Origin of the sequence: Aminobacterium sp. UBA4834 (genome assembly GCF_002400205.1) — a bacterium.
Classification (GTDB): Bacteria; Synergistota; Synergistia; order Synergistales; family Aminobacteriaceae; genus Aminobacterium; species Aminobacterium mobile.
In genome coordinates, this window is the sequence record NZ_DHFC01000014.1 from 41421 (window position 1) to 63694 (window position 22274).

At 43.1% G+C, this 22274-nt stretch carries 19 protein-coding genes; 2 read left to right on the forward strand and 17 right to left on the reverse strand.

Features of this window, described 5'->3' with window-relative positions; genetic code table 11:
- Both gcvPB and B3L97_RS04890 read left to right on the forward strand, forming a co-directional pair.
- Window positions 1–1470, forward strand: a complete 1470-nt coding sequence (gene gcvPB, locus B3L97_RS04885) for an aminomethyl-transferring glycine dehydrogenase subunit GcvPB (protein ID WP_286934431.1) — start codon at window positions 1–3, stop codon at window positions 1468–1470.
- Between the two features lie 85 nt (window positions 1471–1555).
- Window positions 1556–2905 (forward strand): dihydrolipoyl dehydrogenase family protein, encoded by a 1350-nt coding sequence (locus B3L97_RS04890; RefSeq protein ID WP_286934433.1) that lies wholly within the window; start codon window positions 1556–1558, stop codon window positions 2903–2905.
- 135 nt (window positions 2906–3040) lie between these two features.
- On the opposite strand, the gene B3L97_RS04895 is transcribed toward B3L97_RS04890, so the two are convergent.
- The 17 genes from B3L97_RS04895 to B3L97_RS04975 all read right to left on the reverse strand — a co-directional run bounded on the left by B3L97_RS04895 (window position 3041) and on the right by B3L97_RS04975 (window position 22271).
- Entirely contained in the window at window positions 3041–3745 is a 705-nt protein-coding gene (locus B3L97_RS04895) for a GntR family transcriptional regulator (protein ID WP_286934435.1), read from the reverse strand.
- A gap of 184 nt (window positions 3746–3929) precedes the next feature.
- Complete coding sequence (locus tag B3L97_RS04900; protein WP_286934436.1) at window positions 3930–5117, reverse strand: M20 metallopeptidase family protein; 1188 nt, start codon at window positions 5115–5117, stop codon at window positions 3930–3932.
- Between the two features lie 28 nt (window positions 5118–5145).
- Window positions 5146–6237, reverse strand: coding sequence for a M24 family metallopeptidase (locus B3L97_RS04905; protein ID WP_286934437.1), 1092 nt, complete (start codon window positions 6235–6237; stop codon window positions 5146–5148).
- A gap of 164 nt (window positions 6238–6401) precedes the next feature.
- The gene (locus B3L97_RS04910; protein WP_286934438.1) at window positions 6402–7931 is read right to left on the reverse strand and encodes an ABC transporter substrate-binding protein; all 1530 of its coding nucleotides are present in this window, start codon (window positions 7929–7931) and stop codon (window positions 6402–6404) included.
- A gap of 534 nt (window positions 7932–8465) precedes the next feature.
- The gene (locus tag B3L97_RS04915; RefSeq protein ID WP_286934439.1) at window positions 8466–9662 is read right to left on the reverse strand and encodes a M20 metallopeptidase family protein; all 1197 of its coding nucleotides are present in this window, start codon (window positions 9660–9662) and stop codon (window positions 8466–8468) included.
- A gap of 32 nt (window positions 9663–9694) precedes the next feature.
- Window positions 9695–10297 carry a hypothetical protein gene (locus B3L97_RS04920; RefSeq protein ID WP_286934440.1) on the reverse strand — a complete coding sequence of 201 codons (603 nt, stop codon included), beginning with the start codon at window positions 10295–10297 and terminating at the stop codon, window positions 9695–9697.
- Entirely contained in the window at window positions 10297–11283 is a 987-nt protein-coding gene (locus B3L97_RS04925) for an ABC transporter ATP-binding protein (RefSeq protein WP_286934441.1), read from the reverse strand. Before B3L97_RS04925 ends, B3L97_RS04920 begins: the two co-directional genes overlap by 1 nt.
- Window positions 11283–12281: an ABC transporter ATP-binding protein gene (locus B3L97_RS04930; protein ID WP_286934442.1), complete on the reverse strand. Its 999-nt coding sequence runs from the start codon at window positions 12279–12281 to the stop codon at window positions 11283–11285. Before B3L97_RS04930 ends, B3L97_RS04925 begins: the two co-directional genes overlap by 1 nt.
- Window positions 12282–12291: 10 nt before the next feature.
- On the reverse strand, window positions 12292–13143 hold the full coding sequence (locus B3L97_RS04935; protein ID WP_286934443.1) for an ABC transporter permease: 852 nt from the start codon (window positions 13141–13143) through the stop codon (window positions 12292–12294).
- 15 nt (window positions 13144–13158) lie between these two features.
- Window positions 13159–14082 (reverse strand): ABC transporter permease, encoded by a 924-nt coding sequence (locus B3L97_RS04940; protein ID WP_286934444.1) that lies wholly within the window; start codon window positions 14080–14082, stop codon window positions 13159–13161.
- A 576-nt stretch (window positions 14083–14658) separates the two neighbouring features.
- The gene (gene lpdA, locus B3L97_RS04945) at window positions 14659–16380 is read right to left on the reverse strand and encodes a dihydrolipoyl dehydrogenase (protein WP_286934445.1); all 1722 of its coding nucleotides are present in this window, start codon (window positions 16378–16380) and stop codon (window positions 14659–14661) included.
- Between the two features lie 27 nt (window positions 16381–16407).
- Window positions 16408–17709 carry a dihydrolipoamide acetyltransferase family protein gene (locus B3L97_RS04950; protein WP_286934446.1) on the reverse strand — a complete coding sequence of 434 codons (1302 nt, stop codon included), beginning with the start codon at window positions 17707–17709 and terminating at the stop codon, window positions 16408–16410.
- A gap of 21 nt (window positions 17710–17730) precedes the next feature.
- A complete protein-coding gene (locus B3L97_RS04955; protein ID WP_286934447.1) occupies window positions 17731–19029 on the reverse strand; it encodes a TRAP transporter large permease in 1299 nt (432 codons plus the stop codon).
- A gap of 13 nt (window positions 19030–19042) precedes the next feature.
- Complete coding sequence (locus B3L97_RS04960; RefSeq protein WP_286934448.1) at window positions 19043–19513, reverse strand: TRAP transporter small permease; 471 nt, start codon at window positions 19511–19513, stop codon at window positions 19043–19045.
- A 99-nt stretch (window positions 19514–19612) separates the two neighbouring features.
- Window positions 19613–20686 (reverse strand): DctP family TRAP transporter solute-binding subunit, encoded by a 1074-nt coding sequence (locus B3L97_RS04965; protein WP_286934449.1) that lies wholly within the window; start codon window positions 20684–20686, stop codon window positions 19613–19615.
- 128 nt (window positions 20687–20814) lie between these two features.
- Complete coding sequence (locus B3L97_RS04970) at window positions 20815–21285, reverse strand: PPC domain-containing DNA-binding protein (protein WP_286934450.1); 471 nt, start codon at window positions 21283–21285, stop codon at window positions 20815–20817.
- Window positions 21286–21299: 14 nt separating this feature from the next.
- Complete coding sequence (locus B3L97_RS04975; RefSeq protein ID WP_024821619.1) at window positions 21300–22271, reverse strand: alpha-ketoacid dehydrogenase subunit beta; 972 nt, start codon at window positions 22269–22271, stop codon at window positions 21300–21302.
- Window positions 22272–22274: the final 3 nt, after the last annotated feature.

The following is a 22274-nucleotide window of genomic DNA, read 5'->3' on the forward strand; positions in this document are numbered from 1 at the left end:
ATGATTAGGCTTGTACCGCCCATTTTTGAGAAAAGCGTGCCGGGGCGTAAAGGATACTCTCTTCCAAAGCTAGATGTACCTAAAAAAGACGTCGAGAGCATTATTCCTCACGCCATGTTGAGGAAAGAGGAAGCAGATCTTCCCGAGGTAAGCGAGGTCGACGTGGTACGTCACTTTACTCGTCTTTCTCAGTTAAATTACGCTGTAGACGAGGGGCTCTATCCTCTTGGTTCCTGTACTATGAAGTACAACCCCAAACTAAACGAGGACATGGCCAAACTTACAGGGTTCTCTGAGATACATCCATTGCAGGATACGAAAACCGTTCAGGGGGCATTGGCTCTCATATACGAGCTTTCTGAGATGCTGGCAGAGATCACCGGAATGAAAGCCGTCTCCCTACAGCCTGCAGCAGGAGCTCATGGAGAACTCACAGGGAATATGATCATCAAAGCCTATCACCAGCATCGTGGCTATACGAAGAGAACGAAGATGATCGTACCTGATACGGCTCATGGGACAAACCCTGCATCAGCTGCTGTGGCCGGATTCGAAGTCATTGAAGTAAAATCCAACGAACGGGGCAATGTGGATATTGAAGCTCTAAAAGCCCTTATGTCTGACGAAATCGCCGGCATTATGCTCACCAACCCCAACACATTGGGGCTCTTTGAAGAAGATATCCTAGAAATTGCGAAGATCATTCACGACGCAGGTGGCCTTCTTTACTATGATGGAGCAAATGCGAACGCTATTCTCGGAAAAGCTCGACCTGGCGATATGGGATTCGATGTTATACACCTCAACCTTCATAAATCTTTCAGTACACCTCACGGCGGAGGGGGGCCTGGCTCAGGTCCAGTTGGCGTTTGCGAGAAACTCGTTCCTTTCTTACCCTCTCCATTAGTGGTGAAGAACAACGATAATACGTATGACTTCGATTACGACCGACCTCTTTCTATAGGGAAAGTACGTTCTTTCTACGGCAACTTTGGAGTGTTGGTCAGAGCCTACACGTATATTCGAACTATGGGGCCAGATGGATTAAGAGCAGTGGCAGAAAATGCCGTTCTTAATGCGAATTACGCACAGGCGATGCTCAAAAAAGATTTTGTTCTTGATTTCGATAGGATATGCAAACATGAGTTTGTTTTATCGGGGAAAAAGCAGCATAATGAATTTGGAGTGTCTACTCTTGATATGGCAAAGAGACTGATGGATTATGGATTCCACCCATCCACAGTCTACTTCCCACATCTCGTGGAAGAAGCCATAATGATAGAACCACCAGAAACAGAAAGCAAAGAAGAAATTGATGCATTCATACAAGCTCTCCTCGCTATAGCTAAGGAAGCTGAAGAGAAGCCTGAATGCTTCAAGGACGCTCCGTACTGCACTATCGTTTCCAGGCTTGACGAAACGCAAGCTGCCAGAAAGCCCGTGCTCCGCTGGCAGCCTGAAGAAGAATAATAAGAGACACGAAGCGAAAGGGGCCCGGAGGAATATTTCTCTACCGGGTCCCTTTCTTTCATGGGAAATAGCAGGAGGTGGATTTATGTACGATGTAATCGTCCTTGGTGGGGGTCCTGGAGGAAATAAGGCCGCCGAGCTCGCTGCCAAAAACGGTTTGAAAACAGCTATGATCGAAAAAGATCGACTTGGTGGAACATGCCTCAACAGAGGCTGCATACCCACAAAAGCCTATTATGCTCGCATTGTTGGCGGGCACGGATCTGTTGAAGAAATGTGGGCTCATAAAGAACAGATTGTAGGGAAGTTGCAGGAAGGGATATCTACACTTATGCGTATGTCTGGCGTGGATGTAGTCCACGGAACAGGTACGTTACAGAATGTTGAAGGAACAAAGGTCGTAAAGGTTCAGACAGCAGATGGGGAACACCTTATAGAAGGGAAACATCTTATTATAGCTACCGGGGCCAGATCTCTGGCTATGGCCTTCGAGGGCAGCAATTTACCGGAAGCTATTACTGGAGATTATGCTGTAACGTATCCTGAACTTTGGAAATATCCTGAATGCGGAAATATTAAATCGGTGGCAGTAATAGGAGCTGGCGTTATCGCAGTAGAACTCGCTGTTCTTCTTCGTCGAATGGGACGAGAAGTAACGATATTGAAACATTCTGATCAAGTTTTGCGTCGTTCAGATAAAGACATAAAGAAAAAGCTTATCCAGTCTCTCAAAAAGATGAAGATCAAAATGGTTGATTACTTCACCCCAGAAAAAGCCGTTCGAGAAGAAGGACATATAGCTCTTTATGGAACAACTCCTAAAGGAGCTGAAAAGATTATCTGTGACCGCTTCCTCCTCGCCTCAAGTATGATTCCTATTCTTGATGGGTACGGCCTTGAGACAAGTGGCATAAACTATTCCAAAAAAGGGATTACCGTGGATAAACATATGCAGACAAACATACCTGATGTTTATGCCATCGGTGATGTAACCGGTGGAATGATGCTGGCCCATCTGGCAGAATATCATGCTTTAGCTGCCATAGAACACATTCTTGGCCGAGAATATGTTATTAATCCAGATCACGTTCCATGGTGTGTTTTTACAGACCCAGAGATTGCTGTAGCTGGCATTACCGAGGATGAAGCTGAGGCACGTAATATTCCTATAAAAACGGCCCGCGCCTATTTCTTAGGAAATGGAATGGCCCAAGCTCTTAATGAGACAGACGGGTTTATCAAAGTCATAGCCTCTAAAGAAAATGGGCGGCTTCTCGGTGTTCACATCGCGGGGCCCGAAGCTTCCTCTCTCATTGGCGAGGCATCCTTAGCAGTAGCACAAGGGATGACGGCACGGGATGTAGCCCGAACCATACATCCACATCCAACCCTTACTGAATGTTTTAAAGACGCTCTTTTCCGTCTGGAAGAATAAAAATAGGAAAAAAGAAAATGGGAGAGATTTCTCTTAATAATCTCTCCCATCGCCATCTCTTCTTTATTCCCGGCCCTTCTTTACCACTACGTGACGTTGTGGAAAAAAGAGAAGCAATTATGATATGGAATTTTATCACTCTGTATTACGTTGATTGCCTGGAGAAATAACAGCCTCTCTCCCTAACCTTCGAAATAGTAAGGCTCGCAGTTTTTCTAACTCTTTTCTTTTCAGACATTGAATAATCATGTCGTGGGTTGCAACGCTAGCCTTCATCTGCCAGTCCTTATAAAGCCATCTGTCGAAAGAACAACGAATTTGATAGAAAAGATTTCTAAGCATCTTTTTAGTCCAAAAACAATCGCTTTGGGCAAGAGAGCAAAGATAGGAGTGAAACGTCATCTCCTTCTCAGCGAACTCGAATGCCTTTTTATCTCCCAAATCAGGACTGTTCATAATCTCGTATAGTTCTTTATTGAGAACTTCGAGCTGCTCTATATCTTTCTTGCTTGGTCCTCCTTCAACAATAACAGATTCCAGAAGAGTGTGTTCCAAAAGGACACGCAACTTATTGATCTCAAAAAAATCTTCTTCTCGGAAAGTCGAAACAAACCAGCCTTTATATCTGATTGAGTAGATTAACCCCTGTTCTTCCAGCTCATTCAAAGCTTCGCGAACAGGGGACCTGCTCACACCTAAAGTACGAGAAAGCTCTCTTTCATTAATTTGATCTCCACAGTGCAACGATTTTTTCTCAAAAACCTGCTCTCGAATATGACGAATAACAGTGTCTTTTAATTTCCCTTGAAGATTGGTGTTGTGCCTCTGCTCTTCTGGCATACGCATTTCCCCCATCTTGGCCAATTAATTGGTCGACCAAGATTAAAATTACCATCTGAAAGGGCACTGGTCAACCTAAAAAACATATTGATACTCTATTGCAAATAAATAACAATTTTTTCGTAATAAAACATAAATTCATAATAATATTTCAAAAAAGAATTTTTTCCGTAACGTATTTATTCTATCGATTCGCCTCAAGAACAAACTGCACAAATAAAGCTGTACCATATGGAAGAGCTTCTTCTGGGAAAACAAAGCTGCCATTATGAAAAACAGGTGCACCATTTTGGGAATCACATAGGCCCAAACGAGCGAAAACACCCTTTGGAACAACTTCTAGATATCTAGAAAAATCTTCGGAACCCATTGCCGGAATATCAATATATTTTACGTTCTGTTCTCCGACTAGTTTCTGAGCACTTTCTCGAACAATCGCTGCTACTTCTGGAGAGTTCGTCAGAGGTGGAACTCCATAATGATAATCTAGCTTTGCTTCACACTTATAACTAGAAGCTACTCCCTGCACAACGTCATGAATACGTTTTTCGATTGTATTTCTCGTCTCCATATTCTGGCATCTTACGGACCCCGAAAATTCTACTGTTTCCGGAATTATATTCTTTGCTGTACCGCCATGAATTTCACAAACAGAGATCACAACATTATCGAGGGCATCAATTTGCCGAGTGATGATACTTTGAATGGCCATTACAGCATTTGAGGCAGCCAATATAGGGTCACAACCCGTGCGGTGAGGATACGCTCCATGACCACTTGCTCCAATAATTTTAACTGTAAAGAAATCAGAGGAAGCCATGTATGCTCCTTCTCTCAGGGCTATTTCGCCAACTTTATAAAAGGAATGCCCGTGAATACCAAAAATATAGTCGACCTTGGGGTTATCAAGCACACCTTGTTCTATCATATATTTTGAGCCATCCAGGTTTTCTTCCGCTGGCTGAAAAAGCAGCTTCACTGTTCCAGAAAATCGGTCTTTCATATTTACAAGTATTTTAGCTGCGCCCAACAGCATGGCTGTATGGCAATCGTGGCCACAAGCATGCATTATACCGGGAACAATAGACTTATCTGGAACATCTGTCGTTTCCTGAATTGGGAGAGCATCCATATCTGCGCGAAGTGCCGTAACCTTCCCTCCCCCTTTTTTCTCCCCCTCAATAATGCCTAAAACTCCCACATTTGAACCAAGAGGAACCATCTCTATTCCCATTTTTTCTAGCTCAGATTGAACAAGAATTGTGGTCGCAACTTCTTCCATACTGAGCTCCGGTTCTCGGTGTATTTTGCGTTTTATCTGAACAATATATTCTTTTAAATCAAATGATTTCTGAAGGATTTCAGAAGCCAAAAAAGATCGCCGCCCCTTCACAATTGAATTATAGGATAATAAGTTTTTTAGGAAACAATGTGATGATTTCTTTACCTGACTCTGTCAACATCATAAGGTCTTCAATACGAACTCCGAACGTACCTTCGAGGTAAATTCCAGGTTCTATACTAAAACAATTCCCCTCCACAAGGGGGAAATCATTTCCTTGAGATATATAGGGGGCCTCATAGCCATCCATGCCTATCCCATGCCCCAAACGATGATTAAACGCTTCACCATACCCATGTTTCATAATAATATCTCGAGCTGCGCTATCAATATCTCTTGGAATAGCGCCAATTTGAACTTTCTCCTCTGCCGCAAGTTGAGCTTCTAAAACAATTTCATAGATCTTTCTCTGCTCATCTGTTGGAGTTCCAACAAAAAAAGTTCTCGTCATATCGTGACTATATCCATCATACCATCCGCCCGAATCGACCATTACAATATCTCTCTCTTGCACTACACGGTTATTATCTCTTGCATAGTGAGCCTTCCCGCTGTTGGGCCCCGTGCTAACGCCAGGAATACGGGGAGACCCTCCATGGGATTCGTGGAAATTCATAACGAATCTCACAATATCGCTCTCATATATACCCGGCCGAATATAGGCTGAAACAGCTTCCATCATTTTGTCATTCATAGAAGATGCTTTTCTCATGAGCTCTAGTTCTTTTTTATTTTTTATGGATCGCATAGGCGCGAGAAGAGAGAAGCCATTGACACACTCTATGTCTAGTCCCTTAACAGCTTCAATCATATCGCATGCTTCAATCCCTCTAGTGAAAGCAATTCGCGAAGAATTAGTTAAGCCTACGCAATGAAGCCCTTGCTTAAAAGTATTTTGGAACCAGTCATCATCACTCCACTCCAAAACAGGAATATCATCCTCAATCCTCTTCACATCAGCCCGAAGAAGAGAAGGACATAAGAAAAAGCTTTTCCCTTCTTTCGTAATAAGGGCACCTTTTAAGCGGGAATCTGGATGAAAATCCAATCCAGTTACATACTTCAAATCAGAGGAAGGAGCAAGGAAAACAGCATCTAACTCTTTCTGGTTCAATAACTCTACCAGCCTTTGGAAACGGTTATAATTCACCATTTTGCCCTCCTATATTTGTATAGTGTTAAGGTTATAAATATCGAAAGGGGAACGAGCTATATCCACCACATTGTACTTAAGTATGAATTTAAAAACCCTGCTTCGCCCTGAAAAAAAGGGACGAAGCAGAGCAATTGGATACGTAAATCTTAACTTAGGAACTAATCCTTTAAAGCTATATTCCCGAGGTAATTCAATCGGCCATCATAAAAATCTTCAGCCCCTACTAGATCTTCTCTTACACCATACAGTTCGTTAGGCACTGCAAGAACAACAAAAGGATGGAGTTCATCCAGCCGATCCCATATTTTCTGGAAAAGAACCTTTCGCTCTTCTTTATCCACTGTAACATTTACTGTATCTATATAATTATCAAGGGTCTCATCTTTTAACCCCGACCAGTTAGTCGATCCAACGCTCGAAGAGTGGAAAAGAGGGAGCCAGTACTGTCCAGCATCCCGGTTAGTTTGCATACCCCATCTGCCAATAAAAAGGTCGTGTTTGTAATTCTTCACTTGCTCATCAAATACCCCAGATTCAAAAACCTGGATATTAACTGTAATTCCAACCTGAGCAAGCATGGACTGAATTACTGTTGCTCCATTAACCTGATCCTGGAAATTACTAACCCATAGCTCCAACGTCATCCCCTTGGGATAGCCTGCTTCCTTCAGAAGTTCTTTTGCCCTCTTAACATCACAAGCATACGTTTTTGTCACATTCGGAGAGAATGTGCTTGCAGAAAGGATTGGGCCTGCAGGAACGATAGATTTATTCTGATAGACTACAGCGTTATAGGCTTCCTTGTTCATCGAATATTCAATAGCAAGGCGCACGCGAGGATCATCAAGAGGTTTCTTTTGAGCGTTCATTCCAAGATACGTAAGTACAAGGCCAGGCGCTTCTACAACTTTTGCTTTAGAGGATTCGTCTAACCGTACACAATCAGAGGGCGGTACAGCATAGATCATATCAACTGTGCCTGTTTCCAAAGCAATAACACGGCTACTATCATCAGGAAGGACAAGGAAAGTTAGATTTTTAAAGTTAGGTTTCTTGCCATGATAATCTTCAAAAGCTGTAAGCTCCAAACGCTCACCTTTCAACCAACTCTTAAACTTGAAGGGACCCGTCCCTACTGGATTTCGGAAATAATCCTCGCCAGCTTCTTCAACTGCCCTTTTGCAATATATGCTTGCATAAGGATGCTTCATAGATTCAAGCCAGCCACCTACAGGACCACGAGTTTTTACAATCACCGTGTATTTATCGATAATCTGGAACCCGTCTGGATCAATAAACTTACCTTTGGAACCGGCAAATACAGATTCAGATGACGTGGCTCGTTTGAGAGAGAAAACAACATCTTCTGCCGTCAACTCATCACCATTATGAAATTTCACGCCTTTTTTCAAATAGAACTTGTATGTCTGGTTATCCAATATCTCCCAGCGCTCAGCCAAAATAGGTACAAGCTCCTTGGTCTTGCCATCCACAGTAACAAGCGGCTCATTAATATGCTTGATAACTGCAAAAGACATTGTGTCCAATGCCTTCTGAGGATCAAGGCCCTTTGCATCTCCAGGAAGACCGAGAGTAAAAGTCTCCATAGGGGCTGCAGTACAAACTGTCGCTAAAACCAAGACAAACAACAAAGAAAACACCATACGTAAGATTGTTTTTTTAGACATCTACATCACCATCCTTATCTTATTACTTCTATAAAAAACTAATCCTGCAAGTAAAGATCTCCCTGATAGTTAATCTACCCATCTGCAAAATCTTCCACATACCTACAAGATCTTTTCTGCCGCCATATATCTCGTCAGCAATCGCAAGAGGGGCAATGGGATGGACTTCATAAAACCTATCCCAAGCTTTTTGCAAAACCGCAGCACGTTTTCCAGAATCTACAGTTATTTGCGCCTGATTAAGAAGGGGCTCAAAAACAGGATTATTCATACGAGCCGATTTTGATAAACCGATAGCACCTGAACGGAAGAGACCTACCTAATATATTCCTGCATCGCAGTTTGCCTGCATCCCCCGGAAAACCCACAGAGAGAACGTTTGTTCCCACTGCAAAACCAGTCTTAGCCACTATCGTTAACATCATGATTGCAAAAAAAGCTTTTACCCTTCATATGCCGTCACTCCTTGAAAACATAATGGGTGCTACCAAGAAGAATTGACAAAAGCTTCTACACAACTATTCTCTAGAAACATCACTCATCCCGTAACAAAGCGTCAAGAGCTGCGCCTGCCATCACCTCCATACCGATAGGGATAGCCTTGTCATCAACATAAAAATCAACTGAGTGAGTTGGACAGTGCGGTCCCTCGGGAGTTCTGACACCTAAGCGGAAAAGCGCGCCGGGTGCTTTTCCCAAAAAGTATGCATAGTCTTCGCCCCCCATAGCCGGCGAAGGTAAATCCACCACACGTTTCACAGAATCCACATTTTGGCAGACTCGGCGAAGACGATTGACCCATTTTTTATCTACACATGTAGGAATTATTTCAGGCGTAATCTCCACTGTGACTTTTGCACGAAGTCCCTGCCCCACGCTCTTCGCTATTTCACAAACTCGGCGATGAAATAGCTCTTGCGTAGTTTTACGAAGATAACGAATAGATCCTTCAAGAACAACAGGACCGCCAATATAGGAATTAGATATTCCTCCTTCAATGCGGCCAAAGGTTACAAAAGCACAGTCAGTAGGGGCTAACTCCCGCGATCCCAAGCTTTGAAGAGTGGTCACTATAGTAGAGGCTGCAAGAATCGTATCCACTCCATAGTGAGGATATCCTCCATGGGCCTGTTTCCCTTCTACTGTTATTTTTAACTCGTCTACACCAGCAGTCATAAAATCATCCCGAACCCCTATTTCTCCCACATATATATCTGGAAGAGCGTGAAGGGCCAAAACCCCATCCACATGAGGGCTCTCCATTACACCTGCCTCTATAAACTCTTTCCCTCCACCTAATACTTCTTCTGCGTGTTGGAAAAAGAACTTTACGCACCCAGAAAATTGATCCCTCATCTCGCTAAGAAGCCAAGCTGTTCCAAGCAAAATAGCAGCATGAGAGTCATGCCCACAACCATGAAAAACTCCATCCTTTTTTGAAGCATATGGAACTCCAGATTGTTCTTGGATTGGCAGCGCATCAATATCAGCGCGAAGGCCTATACAACGTTTAGGGCCATCTCCTGTGCCATAAAGCTCCGCATAAACACCTGTCTTACTTCGACCAATTCTGCGAACCACATCCACATGAAAAGAACGTAGTTTTTTTTCGATCAACCTAGACGTTTCTACTTCACAAAAGCTTAGTTCTGGATTTTCATGGATTCTGTGTCTCCATTGGATAACATCATCCGATATCTCCCGAACTTTCTGTGCAAGAAATTCCTTCATGCCTCGGCCTCCGTTCCACAAAGGAGCCCTCTCTATGCAGTTTTGTCCTTCAATTGCTTTTGAATATAGGTTAAAGCCCGTCTATATGTACCTTCATCGGGACAATAAATCCGCAAAAGAGTTCCTCGTTCCCCCTTAAGAAGTATTGTTCGAAGAGCATCTACTGCCTGATAACAACGTACGTTGTTCCATGAAATTGCCTTCGTTACATTTCGCTTGGAAGCAACTGTAACGGGATCTGCTGGGAAGGGGCGCCAATGCACGCTGTCTTTCAGGGAAAAAAACTTTCCCCTCATACTTTCACTGTAAACCCTATCAACATCAAAACGATAGAGCACTATATAATGGTTTTGAAAGAGTAGAAAGGCAACAATCACAAAGGCTCCTGCTGCAAATGCAACAAGATAATTGGCAAAAATAACAGCAGTTCTCACGTAGACTCCAATCGTCACCCCACCCAAAAAAGATTGAACAAAAGTAACGAAAACGACTGCGATTCCCCATAAAATAGCCAGGGAAACACTTATATCCCACAGGATTAAAGGATTTGTTCCTATAGGCACACCTACAAACCAACGTACGTGTTCTAAAAATTGTTCTGGTTCTTGGCGTGTCGTGTTTCCCATAGCTCTCATTACTTATGACGTTCCAGATGTCGCGTAAAATGGCAAGAGACAAAATGCCCCGGCTCAATCTCAGTAAGGGTTGGAGTCTCCTTCTGACAAATTTCTTGGCGATAGGCACAACGGCCTTCAAATCTGCACCCTGATGGAGGATTAATCGGGCTGGGAACATCTCCTTCAAGCAAAATCCTTTTATTCTTGTTATCCAAGTCTATAACCGGCACCGCTGAAAGCAACGCTTGTGTATAAGGGTGAAGAGGTTCTTTAAAAAGCACTGTATTAACTGCCTTTTCTACAACCTGCCCCAGATACATAACAGCCACTTCATCAGAGACATAACGGACAACACTGAGATCATGAGATATAAAAAGATAGGTATAATCCCGCTCTCTCTGCAAGTCACCAAGAAGGTTGAGAATTTGAGCCTGAATACATACATCTAACGCAGATACTGGCTCGTCAAGAACAATAAATTCCGGATCAAGAGCAAGAGCTCGGGCTATTCCAATACGCTGACGTCGCCCTCCATCAAGTTCATGAGGGAAGGATGTGGCGAGACGCTCAGCAAGTCCCACAGTATCCATCAATGTTTTAATCTTGACATCCATTTCTTTTTTATCAGAGCACGCCTTATTGATTAACAAGGGTTCTGCAATCAGTTGCGACACTGACATTCTTGGGTTTAACGATGAAAAGGGGTCCTGAAATACTATCTGGGCTCTTTTACGGAACTCGCTTCTTTGTTCTTTATTAAATTTCAGAGCGTCTTCTCCGTCAAAAAGAACTTCCCCGCCTGTAGCTTCTATAAGGCCTATGACAACCCTTCCCAGAGTTGACTTTCCACATCCAGACTCTCCTACGAGCCCAAGGGTCTTCCCTTTAGGGATAGTAAGTGTTACGTCGTCCACAGCATGCAAAAGGCCTTTATGGACATTGAAGTATTTCTTAAGATGCTTGATATCAACAAAAGCTTCATTCGTTTCGATCTGTCCGCACACTATCGCCGACCCCCTTCAACACCCAATGGGAAATAACAATCAACAAAATGATTCGGCTCATACTCTTTCATACCACAAGCTTTTTTGTGACAAATATCCTGAGCATAAGGACAACGAGGAGAAAAACAACACCCTTTCGGCAGATCCGTTGGATCAGGTGGAAGTCCAGGTATGACTGCAAGCTTTTTACTAATATCGCTATCAAGTTTAGGAACAGCGTTAAAAAGACCTTGTGTATAAGGATGCATCGGTCTGCTGTACAGCTGACGAATATTGGAATACTCCACGAGACGACCTGCATACATAATCGCCACATCATCACAAATTTCAGACACAATTCCCAAATCGTGAGTAATAAGAATTAACGACGTCTTCACTACCGCCTGAAGCTCTTTTATGAGCTCTAAAACCTGTGCCTGAATAGTGACATCCAGAGCTGTAGTAGCTTCATCAGCGATGAGAAGGCTCGGCTTACAGGCGAGAGCAATAGCAATACCCACCCGCTGTCGCATTCCCCCAGAAAACTGGTGCGGATAATCTTTGGCCCTCTCCGTTCTGATCCCGACGAGCTGAAGCATTTCAAGAGCGCGTTTGTGCGCATCCTCTTTAGATAAACCCGAATGAAGAGAGATCATTTCCATAATCTGCTCTTCCACTGTCATAATGGGATTGAGAGATGACATGGGGTCTTGGAAGATCATGGCAATTCGATCACCGCGCACATGTCGCATTTCAGCTTCAGTCATCTTCATAATGTCCTGACCTTCAAAAATAATTTCGCCGTTTGTAACTTCCCCGGGAGGAGTCTGAATAAGCCGAAGCACAGCAAGAGCCGTTGTAGTTTTACCTGCTCCTGTCTCGCCTACAAGCCCCAGAGCTTTCCCCTTATGAAGAAAAAGGTTCAAATGGTTAACAGCCTCCACAACACCCGAGTCTGTATTAAAACGCACGGAAAGGTCTCGTATATCAAGAAGAGGAAGAGATTTATCATCAATCATGTCTGTCCACCTACCGTTTCTGTTTCGGATCAAGGGCATCCCGCAGACCATCACCAACACAATTCAAAGCCATAATGGTGATCATAATGGCCAAGCCAGGAGCAATGCTTAAATACGCACTGTTTCTCAGATATGGCCTTGCGGCTGAAAGCATCCCTCCCCATTCAGGGTAAGGAGGCTGAATACCCAAGCCAAGGAAACTCAAAGTAGCTGCAAAAAGAATAGCATTCGCCACACTGAGAGTAGACTGAACGATAAGAGGAGCCGCACAGTTCGGTAATATATAGAGCAAAATTATACGAGTATGACTGGCTCCCATAGCACGGGCTGCTTCTATAAATTCCATACCCTTTATGGAAAGTACCGAAGCTCTCGTGAGACGAGCAAAGCGTGGAATAGACGTTATGCCTACAGCCACCATCAGGTTAAATAAGCCAGGCCCAAGAGCAGCGGATATGACAATCGCTAAAAGGATAGTTGGAATAGCAAGCTGAATATCCATAATACGCATAAGGAAGTTATCTATTTTCCCACCGAAGTATCCGGCAATAGCTCCAATAGCTCCTCCCGCAATTAAAGAAATGGAAACAGCTATTAAGCCAACTTGCAACGAAACCCTAGAACCATAAATAAGCCGGCTCAACACATCTCGTCCGAACTCATCTGTTCCTAAAAGGTGGACTGCAGAAGGTGGTTTTCGAATCATCATGTAGTCCTGTTCAGCGTAACCATAAGGAGCAAGATGATCTGCAAATATTGCCATGCCTATTAATATGAGAAGGATAACGAGGCCAAGAATAGCTAAGTAATTCCTCCGCAACCTTATAAGCGTGTATTTCATCATAGAATTATTCTTCAACATCTGACTCTTCCACCTCTATTTCACATGAATCCGTGGGTCGACAAAAGCATAAAGGATATCCGCTGCCAAATTAACAAAACAGAAAGCTATAGAGATAAACAGCACTCCACCCTGAATAATAGGGTAATCACGCATGTTAATAGCCTCCAGCATCAATCTTCCCACTCCAGAGATGGAAAAAATAGCCTCTGTAACAATAGAGCCTCCCAGAAGCATTCCAAACTGCATACTGATAATGGTAAGAATTGGGATCATAGCATTGGGCAAGGCGTGACGCATAATAACTATGCTTTCCTTTTGTCCTTTAGCTCGAGCAGTACGAATATAATCGGAGCGAATAACCTCCAACATGCTCGATCTGGTTATTCTGGCAAAGAGAGCCACTGCCGATCCGGACAAAGTAATGATAGGCAAAACCATTTGGCTTGCTGAATCAAATCCCATGGAAGGCAACCATCCCAAATGCACGGAAAAGGCGAGGATGAAAAGAAGGCCCGTCCAAAAGGTAGGCATGGAAACACCGAGTAAAGTTACAAGAGTCGTGATACTGTCTAACAAAGAATACTGACGAATTGCACAAATAACCCCCAATGGAATTCCCACTAGTGTACTAAAAGCGACAGCCCAAAAAGCGAGCTTCATAGTAACTGGTACACGCGAGGCCAATTCCATGGAGACAGGGCTCTTCATTGCATAGGAATAACCAAGATCTCCGTGAAAAACTGCCTTATAAAGATAGCGCCCCAATTGCACGAAGAAAGGGTCATCCAAACCATGCTCAGCGCGAAACGCTTCTATAGTCTCAGGAGTTGCTTCCTGACCAAGAGCAATTCGTGCCGGATCTCCAGGAGTAAAATAGAGAATTGTGAAGAGAATGATCATAACGCTCAGAACTACAGGTATAAGTAACAATATCCTCCGAATCACGTACCTAAGCACAGACAACCACCCCTCACCAAAAGTATAATTTTAGAGTGTATGGAATTACAACATAATCTGTATCTTATACATTACATTAGAATGCATTCTTCGTTTCCCACGCCGAGAAACAGGGGCAACATAAAACACCTGTGCTTTTCCATTATCTAACTTCCTTCTTCAACGCCTCTTAGCACCGTTCTCTCTGAGCCGCTATCCACATTTTATTAAGAGATATTTCTTTAATAAAGGCACAGCTGAACATAGACATGAAAAAGAACATGGCGCCTTCAAATACTTCCTTAAAGGAGTCATTTGTCTTAAAATGCTGTATCTGATGCGTGAGATTTTGACCGTGGTCGACCGGTCGACCACGGTTGGAGTATAATCTACCACCACAAGCGCATGAGGTCAAATGTTAGAGAGCCCTAACAGAAAGACAAAAAACGTGGCAAGTTGGAGGCCTTTTATTAAAAAAGTCAGGTTTAACCATTGTAACAACTGGAAAAAATGCATTCTAGATGAAAAAACAAAAAGGAGAAGGAAGCTTCTTATGAGCTCCCCTCCCCCACGTTTTCTACCTCTTATAAGTTTTCTCTACTTTTTATTTTTAGCAGGCAAATGTATCGATCGCCCTAAAACTGCAAGCGCACCTTCCCCCAAAGCTTCTCCAACGGTAGGATGGGCGTGGACAGTAGAAATAATTTCCTCCACAGTAGCCTCAAGGCGAAGCGCCAAGGCTCCTTCCACGATAAGATCTGTCGCTCGCGGCCCAATAATGTGAACTCCCAAAATTTCTCCGTATTTTTCATCTACCACATATTTCACCAGACCATCAAGTTGGTTCATTATGACACATTTCCCATTATTAATGAGAGGGAAACGCCCCACCTTTACCTGAAAACCCTGCTCTCGAGCTTGGCGCTCAGTCATGCCTACTGCAGCTATTTCCGGAGACGTGTAAATAGTGCTTGGAACTGTTTTATAATCTATTTTAACTCTATGCCCCATAGCGTTTTCAGCAGCTACCATTCCCTCATGAGAGGCTACATGAGCTAACATAATAGGAGAAGCACAGTCTCCAATCGCATAAATATTGGGGACATTGGTCTCTAGAAAAACATTTACACCTATTCGGCCTCGTACAGAGGAGACCCCTGCTTTTTCTAATCCAAGGTTTTGGGTAAAGGGATGTCTCCCTACTGCTACCAAAACCTTTTCAGCCTCGATCGTCAACGTTTCCTCTTCGTTTTCTACAAAAACAGTAAGCCCATTTGTTCTTCTATGGACACCTGTTACTTTCGACGATGTATAAAAGACAACGCCATCCCTGGCAAGCACCCCCTTAATAATTGCAGCTACTTCTTCATCTATGTTAGGCAAAATATCTGGCAACATTTCTACCACCGTTACCTTGCAACCTAGAGAGGAATATATAGAAGCAAATTCCAGTCCGATCACCCCGCCGCCAACTACAATCATAGAAGATGGAACACTTTCCAAACGTAAGGCCTCGTTACTCGTAATTACTCCCGGGAGGCCAAATCCGGGAACAGGTGGAATGGTGGGTTCCGAACCTGTTGCTATGATAAAAATGTCTCCTTCAACTATCGATTTTTCCCCTTGAGGAGATGTTACTTCTACTGCTTTAGGGGAGATAAATTCTGCTTTCCCTTCTAAAACAAGAACCCCATTAGATTTCAACAGGACACTAACTCCACCTACCAGTTGTTCCACTACATGATTTTTTCTTTCCATAAGTTTCTGCCAATTTACAGAAACCTTCTCTACTTCCAACCCCAATATATCTCCGTCATGCAAAGCTGTATAAAGTCCTATTGTATGAAGTAGTACTTTTGTAGGAATACACCCAACATTCAGGCACACTCCGCCAAGGTATCTTTTCTCTATGAGGGTTACATGGGCTCCGAGCTGAGCAGCTCGAATAGCCGCTACATATCCGCCAGGCCCCCCTCCAATAACCACGACTTCCTTTTCGGAAGATGAAGAAGGGCTTGTTAGAGCGGGAGTCTCTTCTTCACGCGTTTTTTTCTTTTGGCGAAGAGAGGAAATATCTTCTCCTTTGTCTGCAAGAAAAGCTACGGGAGCCGAAACAGGTACCACTCCCCCACATGAAACTACAACAGATGCGAGGAAACCGCTTTCAGGAGCTTCCACCTCGAAAGTCAATTTGTCTGTGCCCACAACGAAAAGGACTTCCCCTTTCTTAACCCAATCCCCTTCTTTTTTCTTCCACTCTAAAATAGTACCTTCATTCATTGTTAAGCCAAGTTTAGGCATGGTCACTGTATATGCCATGAGTTGCCATAAGCCTCCTTATATTTCCTACAAAAGAAGCAAGTAGGGGTTCTCCGCTAATTCTTTTATTCGAGCTATAAACTTCGCGGCATCGGCCCCATCCACTAAACGGTGATCAGCAGATACAGATAAGGTAGAGATAGGAAGAACCTTAATTTCTCCACCAACGACCACTGCTTTTTCTACAATAGCATTTATGCCGAGAATACAAGCTTCTGGTGGATTAATAATGGGAGTAAAGCTATGTACACCAAACATCCCTAGATTGGTAATTGTAAAAGTTCCTCCCTGCATCTCCTCTAACTCAAGTCTATTTGATCGCGCTCGCTCCACAATATATGAAGATTCCAGAGCTATTTGCAGAAGACTCTTATCTTGAACTGCCTTTATGTTGGGAACAACCAGTCCACCCTCAACGGCAACAGCCAAACCTATGTTCACATTTTCATGCAGAACAACTTCTTGCTCTTCTAAACTAGCATTTGTCATGGGGAACTCTAAAAGAGCCTGAGCACAAATTTTCATAAAGATATCATTAAAAGATATCTTTATTCCCCTCTTTTCTATCCCCTTATTCATCGTCTGTCTCATAGTTATGAGTTGGGAGAAATCTACATCCATGTTATAGGTCACACTAGGAATAGTCGTAGCGGAAAGAAGCATCCTCTCCCCTATAACTTTCCGCATATTTGTTAGAGGAATCCGTTTTCCTATCTGAGCCGAAGCAAGAGATTTTTTAGAGGAAAGCAAAGCAGCCGCCACATCCTCCTTCATGATACGACCCTCTTTGTCTATGGTAGCCAAATCCACTCCTAAATCTGAAGCCATCTTACAAGCTGCAGGGGAGGCTTTAGCTCCACGAACCAGAGGAACTGCCTGGGAAAACGCCACCACATCTTTTTTTACAACACGCCCCTCTGGTCCTGTTCCTTTTATCTCTGATATATCAATTCCAAGATCACGAGCTGTTTTTTTTGCAAGGGGAGAAGCTTTTACTAATCGGGTAGACACAGAGGAAGATATATCCATACTATCGCGAGAGCCACTCTTTACTATATCTTTTTCTTCTAAAAGGGACGTGTAATCTTCCCCTACTTGTCCCACAACAGCCAGGGGTGTCCCCACCGGAACGTCTTCATGTACGTGCACGAGTATTTTTAGTAGAACTCCTTCTTCTGGTGATTCCACGTCAAAAGTCAGTTTATCGGTAGCAACAACAAAGAAAGGCTCCCCCTTAGCTATCGATTCCCCTTCTTTTTTCTTCCACTCCGCAATGCTTCCGCTATTCATAGTCAGCCCTAATTTAGGCATAGTAACCAGAGTAGCCATCATGACCCTCCTTATGGGACCTTAATATAGGCCAAACGCCTTTGGTAAAAAAGTAGATAGAGATGGGAAAAGCATTAAAACTAAAAGGGCAAGAATTGATGCAAAGATAAGAGGGAAAGCCGGCTTGCTAATCTGTTCCATAGTTAAATTACTAATATTTGCACCCACGTAGAGATTGACTGCTACAGGAGGCGTTACTTGTCCAATAGCGAGATTTACTGTCATAATGACACCAAACCAAATAGGATCCCATCCAAAATGAGCCATTATAGGAACGAGAATAGGGAGGAAAACATAATATATAGAAATTGCATCGAGAATCATTCCTGCGAAAAGTAAAATCACATTTATCAATAGAAGGATAATAAAAGGGTTGTCTGAAAGGCCAAGCAAAAGAGCGGCTGCTTTATCGATAAGTCCCACAGTTGCTCCTACCCAGGAATATAACCCGGCACACGTTACAACAATCATGACCACCGCCGTAGATATTACAGTAGAAGAAAGAATTTCAAACATAATCTTAATAGTAATAGTCTTATATACAAAAACTCCCACAAAAAGACCATAAAAAACCGCCACAGCAGCAGCTTCTGTGGGCGTAAAAATTCCTCCGTAAATACCTCCAAGAATAATTATTGGAGTAAGTAGTCCCCAAAAAGACTCTTTAAAGGCTCGGATGAGAGCTTCTTTGCCACCCCGCGGGGTACCCCTATAACCATGTTTTTTACTGATAAAATACACAAATATCATCATAAAAATAGCCACAACAATTCCAGGGATAACCCCTGCGGCAAATAAAGCACTCACAGATGTTTCTGTCACAACGCCATACACTATAAAAGCAATGCTCGGAGGAATAACAATAGCTAATCCAGATGCCACCGAAACCACAGCTGCTGCAAACGCCTTATCGTATCCTGCAATTGCCATTCCCGGGATAAGAATCAATCCAATAGCAGCTACTGTGGCAGGACCAGAGCCACTTACAGCTCCCCAGAACGTAGCTACTCCTACCGTAGCTATTGCTAAACCACCAGTAACCGACCCTACAAGCTCTTTAATGAGTTGGATAATTCTCTCGGCAATTCCAGCTTTTTCCATAATAATGCCAGCCAGAATAAAAAAAGGGATGGCTAACAAGGGGAATTTAGCAATACCAGCAAAAAAATTATAGGAAATCATTTGATATCCTAGTCCCCAGAACCATGAAACCGCTAAAGCAGCCCCACCTAATGCAATAGCAATGGGAAAACGGAAAAGAAGAGGAATAACAAAAAGGATAAGAGACCATAAGGCAGGATCTTTCAAAATAGCATGCATACTCTAATCCCCCCTAATATTGGTGGTTTTTATAAGCTTCTAAGGTATATTGCGCCATTCGTATGATAATGAGCACTGAAAAAACTGGCGTTGCGATAGTATATATCCAAACTGGAATATCCAGAGATTCAGTAGTAACATTCAGGGCTATTTCATCAACAACTTCGATGTATCCTAAATAAGCCAAAATACCAAAAAAGAGCATTGTAGCCACAGAGGAACAAAGGAAGAAAAAGGCTCGTTTTTTCTCTGAAAACCGCTCATAAAAAAAGGTCATGCTCAGATTAGCCCCTTTTCTAAAAGCCAAAGACGTTCCGAGCATTACAAGCCACACAAAAAGATTAACTTCCAATTCTTCGGTAAAGGAAAGAGAATATTTTATAAAATAGCGTGTTACAACATTGAGAAACGCAACGCTTACCATAATCATCAACATTACAGACCCTACAACTTCTTCAAAGTGATTCCATATTTTTTTCAGCATAAGGCAAACAGTCCTTTCCTTTCTGAAAGAGTGGGAGGGTGAAAAAATCTCCCCTCCCATCTATTCTTCTAAGAAGAATCTTGAAGCTTTTTAAAACGCTTACTTCACAGAAGCCATGTCTTCTTCTGCAACCTTTACAAGATCTTCTCCTATTTTGCTCTTCCAGGCATCGAAAACAGGTTGTGTTTTCTCTACAAAGGCTTTTACCTGATCAGCATTGAGGCGAACTATTTCCATTCCCAGGCCTTCAAGATGCTTGTAAGGCTCTGTTACTTCAGGCAACTCATTGATGTTCTTGAGATATTCATAAGATTCCCCGTCATCAAGACCAACGCGTGACAAGGCTATCTGATATTTCGAAGCCTCTGCTACACATTCCAGAATGAGCTTCTGATCTTCTGGACTGAAAGATTTCCAAATGTTGTTGTTTACAGCATACATAAGGGGATCTACTACATAGTGCCAATCGGTGAGATATTTATGGAATTCATTGACTTTGTAGGGAAGAATAACTGAATTAATGGGGTTTTCTTGTCCATCCACAACACCTTGCTGGAATGCTGTTACAGCTTCTCCCCAGTTCATATTAATAGGATTGGCCCCCAGGGCCTTGAAAATATCGAGGTACAGAGGGCTGCCTACAACGCGAATTTTCATACTTGCCATATCTTCAGGCTTTACTATGGGACGAATGCCATTAGTCAGTTCTCGGAACCCATTTTCTCCCCACCCTAAGACTGTAACGCCTTTTTTCTCCAAAGCATCAGCTATCATCTTTCCTGACTTTCCAGCCTCCATGGCATCAAGAGCTTTATAAGGATTTGGTTGGCTGGAAATAAAGAAAGGAAGGGCAAAAAGGTTTAGTTCTGTTGCTTGAGGAGACCAATTTATGGTGGAAGAAAGAGCAAAATCTGCAGCCCCATTTCGAACAATCATAAACTCAGATGTCTGTTTCCCCGCCATGAGTTGGGCTGAATAGTAGACTTTAACGTTTATCTTTCCGCCGGACTTTTCTGCCAACAACTCGGCAAACTTCCCAGCGCCCTTACCCCACGCACTTTGAGCGGCTACATTAACACTCATTTTATACTCGTCTTTATACGCAGCAAGAGCTGGAACAGCAAGACCGCAAACAAGAACAACCAGGGTTAATAAAGCTACCAGTTTTCGCATTTATACGCCCTCCTGTTATAAAAGTTGTGATACGTTGTGTAGCAGAAAACACTACTCTTAATTTCCCTCTCCCCTTTCACCCCCCCTGTAAACGCTACTGACCTTAAGCTGGAGAATATAGCCATCACTTATTTTCTATTGCGAAAAAGCTTGAACAGAACAAACCCCGTCTCTTCATCAAAAGACCGAACCATACGGACCGTTTCAAAAACGCTAATCACCACTTCCATAGTGGCAAGTACCCTGTTTCTTCCAGAATCTACAAAATGTCCTGCATGAGGTCTCATATCTGAATCAGCAACAGAACCATGAAGATGAAGAGCCACTGTACCATCCTCATTCTTCCCAATAATACCCTGAGCCCCTATAAACTCGAGAGGTCCTGCTATATACAGAGGATCCAGATAACGAGCCTGCCCCTTCTCATCTTTTGCTACGCAAACCATCGTAGCTTCCTCAAGACTGCCTATCATGGAAGTAATAGCCCCTGACTCCACTTCCATTTTTTCGCACAAAGCTATCAACGATTGAAAAAAATCTTCACCAGGACCAAATCGCGCAACTACAATCCTCGAAAGAGCCGTCGATTCTGCCTTCACTACATCATCCTCCATCAAAATATTTGCTTGATAGCTTTATAAATTTTATCTGAAGTAACTCTGTAGGCTTGTTCTAACGGCCGAGCGAAGGGGATGGGTGTAAAAGGTGCTCCTATGCGAACAATAGGTGCATCAAGATAATCTAGGCCCTCCTCCGCTACTATGGCAGCTATTTCTCCTCCAACGCCCCCCTGTTTCACGGCTTCATGGGCAATAGCAAGACGACTTGTTTTGGCCACTGAGTTGAGAATCGTTTCTTTATCAATAGGAGAAATGGTTCGAAGGTCTATAAGCTCGACACTAATACCATCTTTCTCGAGTTTTTCAGCGGCCTGAGCTGCTAAATGCATAGTGTTGGAATAAGATATAAGAGTTAGATCTGTCCCCTTTTTTACTACCTTCGCTTTTCCTATAGGAGTAATGTACTCTTCTTCAGGAACGTCCCCTTTCATACTGAATAAAGCCTTATGTTCAAAATAAATTACAGGATTATCGTCACGAATGGCAGCTTTCAAAAGCCCTTTGGCATCGGCTGGGTTAGATGGGATTACCACTTTGAGCCCCGGAACATGCTGGAACCATGCCTCTATACTCTGAGAATGCTGAGCTGCAGCCTGATTAATCAAGCCATCAGGAGCCCGGAGAACCATGGGCATTGTTTTCTGGCCTCCAAACATATAATGAATTTTTGCCATCTGGTTATATATTTCATCCATACATACGCCCATAAAATCGGCGAAATGCATATCAGCTACAGGACGCATTCCTGCCAGAGCCGCTCCCACAGCTGCTCCCACTATGGCTGTTTCAGAAATAGGCGTATCGATAACTCGCTCCTTGCCAAACTTGTTGGGAAGCCCTTTAAATTGACCAAAAATTCCTCCCTGACGGGCAATATCTTCTCCCATAACAAAGACCCTCTCGTCGCGGGTCATTTCTTCATCCATTGCTTCCAGAGTTGCCTGAGAAAATGTGAGCATTTTCACTGT

Bases quoted from the DNA above. Each gene is read 5' to 3' on its own strand.
- gcvPB (WP_286934431.1), top strand. From the start codon at position 1: ATGATTAGGCTTGTACCGCCCATTTTTGAGAAAAGCGTGCCGGGGCGT.
- B3L97_RS04890 (WP_286934433.1), top strand. From the start codon at position 1,556: ATGTACGATGTAATCGTCCTTGGTGGGGGTCCTGGAGGAAATAAGGCC.
- B3L97_RS04895 (WP_286934435.1), bottom strand. From the start codon at position 3,745: ATGCCAGAAGAGCAGAGGCACAACACCAATCTTCAAGGGAAATTAAAA.
- B3L97_RS04910 (WP_286934438.1), bottom strand. From the start codon at position 7,931: ATGTCTAAAAAAACAATCTTACGTATGGTGTTTTCTTTGTTGTTTGTC.
- B3L97_RS04915 (WP_286934439.1), bottom strand. From the start codon at position 9,662: ATGAAGGAATTTCTTGCACAGAAAGTTCGGGAGATATCGGATGATGTT.
- B3L97_RS04920 (WP_286934440.1), bottom strand. From the start codon at position 10,297: ATGAGAGCTATGGGAAACACGACACGCCAAGAACCAGAACAATTTTTA.
- B3L97_RS04930 (WP_286934442.1), bottom strand. From the start codon at position 12,281: ATGATTGATGATAAATCTCTTCCTCTTCTTGATATACGAGACCTTTCC.
- B3L97_RS04935 (WP_286934443.1), bottom strand. From the start codon at position 13,143: ATGTTGAAGAATAATTCTATGATGAAATACACGCTTATAAGGTTGCGG.
- lpdA (WP_286934445.1), bottom strand. From the start codon at position 16,380: ATGGCATATACAGTGACCATGCCTAAACTTGGCTTAACAATGAATGAA.
- B3L97_RS04950 (WP_286934446.1), bottom strand. From the start codon at position 17,709: ATGGCTACTCTGGTTACTATGCCTAAATTAGGGCTGACTATGAATAGC.
- B3L97_RS04955 (WP_286934447.1), bottom strand. From the start codon at position 19,029: ATGCATGCTATTTTGAAAGATCCTGCCTTATGGTCTCTTATCCTTTTT.
- B3L97_RS04960 (WP_286934448.1), bottom strand. From the start codon at position 19,513: ATGCTGAAAAAAATATGGAATCACTTTGAAGAAGTTGTAGGGTCTGTA.
- B3L97_RS04965 (WP_286934449.1), bottom strand. From the start codon at position 20,686: ATGCGAAAACTGGTAGCTTTATTAACCCTGGTTGTTCTTGTTTGCGGT.